The sequence below is a fragment of the Streptomyces sp. NPDC005576 genome (assembly GCF_042871745.1).
Taxonomy (GTDB): Bacteria; Actinomycetota; Actinomycetes; order Streptomycetales; family Streptomycetaceae; genus Streptomyces.
On the sequence record NZ_JBIAJC010000044.1, the window covers coordinates 1 to 6,233 of the forward strand.

The following is a 6,233-nucleotide window of genomic DNA, read 5'->3' on the forward strand; positions in this document are numbered from 1 at the left end:
TTGTCGCCGGAGGAGCGGGCGCTGATCGAAGCGGTGTGGGAGGCGAAGCGGGCGGGTGGCGGCAGTGTGGTGTGGCCCGACGGCGTGCGGCTGGACCTGGACGGCCGGGAGGTCGACAACTACGCGTCGGTGAGTGCGGACGAGTACTTCGCACAGTTGACCAACGCCTACCTGGGGACCAACCACGGCAGTGACGGGGCGACGGGGCGGCCACGGAACAACGGCGCGGCGTACGTGCGCCGTCACGAGCGGGAGTTGCTGCCGCTGTTGGAACGGCTGTACGGGACGGACCCGGGCGCTTTCAGCACGCCGGCCAACCCGGTGGCGGCGACCGCCGCCGACGACGCCGTGTACGAAGCGTTCCGCGACGCCATGGCACTGACGGACCAGGCCGCGCCCACGGGCCAGGCGGCTCTCCCGGCCCAGGCGGCCGGAACGCTGTCGGCCCAGGCGCCCGCAGCCGCTCACACCGGAACGGCCGACCGACCGGAGGCGGCCTTCGCCACCCGCCCCGGGCCGCAGGCGGCTTCCGGTGCCGAGGCCGTGCCGGCCCTGGACCAGCTCCGTACCTCCACCGTCACGTACCGGCACGAGGCGGTCGGACGCGACTTCCACGGCAGGTGGCCGGTTCCGTCGCTGGCCCGGCGGCCGCGGCAGTACCAGTGGCTGGAGCACACGACCGGTCTGTCGGGGCAGAGGGGCTATGCCCCCGTCGGCACGTCGGCCCACCTGCCGCCGGCGCTGACGGCCCGGACGCCCTACCTGGTGCAGGCACGGCTGGTCCGCGGTACCTCGGACCGGATCAAGGTGACGGACGCCGCCACGGGGGCGCCGCGGGAGTTGACGTTCACCGAGTTCGCCCGGGTGCTGGCCGCTGATCCGCACCTGGCGCGGATGGATCCCGCCGTGCCGGTCGTGGTGCTGGTACCGGACGCCCTGTCCCGGAACCTCGATCTGCTGCGGGCTGTGCGGGACGTCGCGGGCCGCCCCGCCTGGGGGCACACCGGACGCGCGATGCTGGTGGAGGAGTCACGGGGCCGCCTGGTGATCGCGGTGGCCCGTGACGAGGGCCGCAGCATCGGTCAGTGGATCCATCTGCCGGCGGACTCCCGGGGGCAGCGGCCGGAGCCCGCCGAGCCGCTCCTGACCATGGACGGAGCGCTGATCGACCCCGCGGATCTGGACCTGCGTCCGTTCGCGGACTCCGACGGCCGCGTCGCCGGACACCGGTCCCTGGAGGAGACGGAGTTCGCCTCGGTCTTCGAGCTCCGTCTGCCCGGGGCGGTGCACACAGCGGACTACCGCCATGCCCAGAAGATCGCGCAGGACCACGTCGTGGTCACCGGCACCGGACGCGTCCCGTGGGCGGCCCAGAGCCCGGGCCCGTACTTCCTGCTGGCGCACGGCCTTCCCGGCCTGGTCCAGCTGGTGACCTCGGACGGAGGGTCCGTCAGACTCTCCGGACAGCAGGTGGGACGTCTCCTGCGGCGGCGGCGGTCGTTCACGGAGTTGTTCCCGGAGAGCGCGATCACCGCCCTGGTCTGCCATGGCGCCGCCGTACCGCCGGGACCGTCCGATACCCCCACCTTCATCCAGGGGCTGGCGAACTCCTCGGGCCGCACGGCCTACGGGGTGCCCCCGTTGCTGTCCGTCGACGAGCGGGCACCCTGGCTCAGCGTCTACAACCACGAGCGCACCGGTGAGCCGTACACCTGGAAGGTGGCCGTCTCCGAGCCGAGGCGCGGGGTTCTCGACGCGCTCGTACACAGCACAGGTCTGGGTTCCTCGGCCGGCGAGCCGAGTCCGCAGGACCGGACGTTGATGATCCAGGTGCTGCGTACGGGCCTCGATCTGTACGGCGTGAGGGGGAGGGAACCGAGAAACCTCCGGCCACTGGGCGAGCTGGCACGTCTGCGGCGGGCGGCCTACGTCGGACCGGTCGGCACCGAGCCCGTCGACACCGAGCCGTTCGACAGGACCCTCGTACAGGAGATCGCTCGCGAGGCCTACGGGTGGGACGCCTCCGCAAAGGTGGCCGACGCCGATGTCACGCATCTGCTGGACCTGGTTGCTCTCCACGAACCGGCCACCCTGGCGGACCTGATCGATCTCGGCCGCGCGAACGGCCGCCTTCTTCCGCCCGGCAACAGCCTGAACCCGTCCCTCACACAGACCGGACCGGCGGACGGTGACGGGCTGCGGGGGGCCGGAGTGCGGGGAGCTCCGCCCGGTTCGAGGCGGTCGGCTCAGGCAGCCGCCACGGGCGCGACCGGTGGGTCTCGCCCGCAGGGGCAGGCACCCCTGTCGTTGAGCCCGGCCGAGGCCCGACGGCTCGCCGTCGGCGCCGTCGAGGCGGACTCCCTCGCCCTGCGCACCCAGGACGACTACGTCCGCGAGCCCGCGCTCGAAAGGTCTTTCGTCGAGCAGGTCACCCAGCAGCTGCTGGAGATCGTGCCGCGGGCACTGGCCGTCCGCCCCTTCGCTCCCACGGTCGAGATCGCCAGACTCTTCATGGAGGTGGACCAGCCGGCGGACGTCCGGCCCGAGGTGCTGCCCTACCTGGCCGAGCAGCCCGACCTGCTCGCCTCGGTCAGCGAGGCACCCGAGCTGAGGAAGGCGTTTCTGACGCAGCCGGTCAGCTTCGCGCAGCTCCTGGGGGCACACCCGAACGTCCTGAGGGAGCTGGCCTCCGGGAGCAGCAACGCGGACCTGTCCGACCAGGCCGAGTTCCTGCTGCGGTACCCCGACGTCGTCAAGGCGATGGAGAACGACGCGCACCTGCGCCGGCGGCTCGTCCAGAGGATCACCCTCATCGGTGATCTCGGCGGCAAGCTCGTCCTGGTCCGTGCCGTCGCGGACCACAGGTGGCTGGGGGACGCCGTCACCGCCGCCCCGCAGCTCGGCGAGGCGCTGCGGACCTCCCCGGCGCCGATGGCCGCCGTCAGGACGCTGAAGAACAACCTCGCCCTCACCAACGCGATCGAGAACTATCCCGATGCGGTTCCGGACGCCGACCAGATCAAGGGCCTGCTGGCGAACACCGCTCTGGTGCAGGCGACGTACCAGCACCCGCAGCAGTTGCGGACACTGTTCCGGGTCCCGGAGCTGCTGACGGCAGCCCGGAAGGATCCCACCGTCCTCCGGTTGCTGGACACCGACCCCGACCTGTCGGACGTACTGCCGGAAAGCCCGGAGCTGGCACGGCGGTTGGCCGAGGCACCGGAACTGCTGCGGGCCGCCTTCACCAACTCCCGTCTGGCCGATGCGCTGTCGTACGAACCGCGGCGCTTCGACCGCCACCTCGACGACGACTCACGGCTGGGACAACTGCTCGAAGAGGCCGTTCCGGACGTACCTCTCCTGCCCGAGCCGCAGCCAGGAGCGTCGGCTCCGCAGCGCCTTCTCGCCGACCCGAGGGTGTACGCCGCCGTGGTGGGGGACACGGAGATGCGCCACACCCTCCTGGAGGAGGAGGAACTGGCCGAGACGCTCCTCGAAAACCCGGGTCTGCTCGTCGCGCCGCACGAGTACCGCAGGCTGCTGTCGCCGGACTACGCCGCGCTACGGGATCAGGTCGGGCCGGGATCGCCGCTGCTGGCCCCCGGACTGCTCCGGGGACTGCTGCGGTTCCCGGGCGGCTCCGGCTCCGTCGCCGACGAGTTCGCGGTGCCCGACACCATCGACGCGGGGCCGGACGACACACGACGGATCCTTGCGGACGCGTTGGCCTCCAGCCACGTGCTGCAGGCCGTGGTGCAGGCCGACCCCGTGGCCATGGGGCTGGCGTTCAACACGGCCACCGGCCTCGGCCAGATGGACTTCGGCGGCATCGAGATGGCTCTGCGTGCCGAGGGCCGCCTGGCGGCGCTGTTCGACCGCAACCCCTTCGCCGTCCCGTTCCTCGGCAAGCAGTCGTCGGCGCTGGCGGACCTGTTGGCCAACGACTCGGCGCTCCTGCAGCTGGCCTTGGCGGCGCGCGAGCTGATCGCCACCTTGCAGGAGTCCTCGGAACTCCTCGCCCATCTGGTGGAGCGTCCCGCGGTGGTGCGCGCGCTGGCCGCCTACGAGAACGACGTGACCCCGTCCGCTCATTGGGCGAGGTTGTTCGGGGATCGTGAGCTGCTGGCGGCGTTGGACAGTGCGGACGGTCTGGCGGTGGTGAAGGCGTTGGCGTCCAGTCCGGATCTGCTGACGGACGGGTTGGCGCGGGACGGGTTCATCACGCGGTTGAAGGAACCGGGTGGGCTCGCGGAGCTCGTGGATCTGAACCGGCGATCTTCGAAGGTGTTCGCGGAGGCGGTGCGGACGGCGGGTGAGCCGAGCGTCACCCGCAGTGGTATCCGGATCGCGGCGGAGCCGGCCGCGGTGGCGCGGGCGGTCCTCGACGCGCCGGACGGGATCGGTGCGGCGGTCGACGGTCTGACGGTGACCGAGGAGACGCGGGAGCGCTACCGGGGTGCGGCGGTGGCGGCGGTCCGTGCGTTGCGGGAGCTGCCGGAGCTGCGCCGTGCTGTCGACCGCGAGTTCGGCATCCTGCTGGCGATGCTGACCAACGGTGAGATGACCGCGACGCTGCTGAAGCGCCCCGCGTTGATCGGCTACCTGGCGGACCGGAGCAAGGGCGCGCTGAAGGCGCTGTACGACAACCCCGAACTGACCCGCGCGCTCCGCGACAACGGCAGGCTCTACCTGCACTTCCAAGGCGACGCCTACTTCGTGCAGGCCATGGCCGGCCCGACCTTCCGGCCCTTCGCCGACGCCCTCGCACAGAACCCCGAGTACATCAGGGCCTACGAGACCGGCTTGCCGGTCATCCTGAGCGATGGCCCCGGAGTGCTTCTGATCCGGTCCAGCGAGGTGGTCGCCGCAGCCGTGGCGGACGACCGGGAGATCGCGACAGGACTCGCCGAGAACCCCGAGCTCGTCGACGAGATGGCCGAACTGTTCCGCTTCGACCCGGAGACGCCGCTCACGGACCAGGCGTACGAGGACGGCGAGGCCGCCGTCGGTGCCGTGGTGTCGAGCGTGACGGTGCTGCGCGCACTGGGTGAACGGCCGGATCTGATGTCCGTGCTGGCGGCGGGTCCTGCGTTCTCCCGTGTGCTGGCGGAGAATCCGGGGGCGCTGGCCACCGAGGCGGATGTGGTCGGGCTGCTGGGGGACGAGCTGCTGGTGGCGTTCCTGAACGCGTATCCGGCGCAGGCCGCGCTCGTGCTGGGGACCCCGGGGCTGCTGCCGGTCGTGGCGAGGACGCCCGCACTGGTGGGGGCGATGGCGCGGTCGGAGCGTCTGTCGGGCCTGCTGGGGCGGGAGGACGTACGGGGGCTGCTGGGGGAGCGGCCGGAGGTGGCCGAGGGCCTCCTCGCGACACCGGATCTGGTGGACGCGCTGGGTGGTCTTCCGGGTCTGGTGGCGGCGCTGCGGGCGAAGCCGGCGGTGGCCGGGCTGCTGCGATCGGATCCGGGGTTGCTCGCGGTGGTGCGGGCGCGTCGCGCGCTCGTCGACGATCTTTCACGTGACACCGCGTTGTGGCGGGCGCTCACCCGGGTGCCCGCGTTGTCCGAGGCGTTGGCGCAGTCGGCGAGGGTGCTGCGGCATCTGCGCAGCCGTCCGGCGCTGATCGAGGTGCTGGCATCGGGGCCGGTCGCCGTGTCCGGTACGCAGTTGCTCGCGGTGCTGTCGGACGACGCGTTGACGGCGGTGCTGGACGGTCGGCCGCGGCTGGCGGGTGCGGTGCTGGCTTCGCCGGAGCTGGCGGACCGGGCGGTGTCCCACACCGGATTCGCGGACGCGGTACGGAACCTTTCCCGCGACGCCGCCAGGTTCGAGGCCCTGCTGCGCGAACCCGCCGCACTCCTCACCGAGCTGGACCGGAGGCAGGAGAGCTCGCGGGCGTCCGGGACGGCGGGCCGCCAGGCCCCCCGCAAGGAGACGTCCGCCCCGACGGACCGATCCTCGCGGACGGCCGTCCCGGCTCCGGGCAGCACCCGGACCTCCGCCGAAACGGATGTGCAGGCTCTGGTGCGCCGGATTCCCGCGCTCAGGCCGTTGCAGCGCGACCACCGGGAGGCGCTGGTGGCGCTGAGCCGGGACGAGGAAGTCCTGGGTCTGCTGGAGAAGACCGGCCTGCTGCCCCGGGTGGTGGCGTCTCCGGAGTTGGCGGCGCTGGTGGCGGCCTTCCCGGACCTGGCGGAGGAGTGGCAGTCGGCGCCGGGGCGGATGGAGGAGTTCCG

1 protein-coding gene is annotated in these 6,233 nt (G+C 72.2%); it reads left to right on the forward strand.

All coding sequences use genetic code 11. The features are described from left to right. Positions 1-6,233: hypothetical protein (locus ACFYPN_RS33565; protein ID WP_358766238.1), on the forward strand; the 6,233-nt coding region annotated here is incomplete at both ends.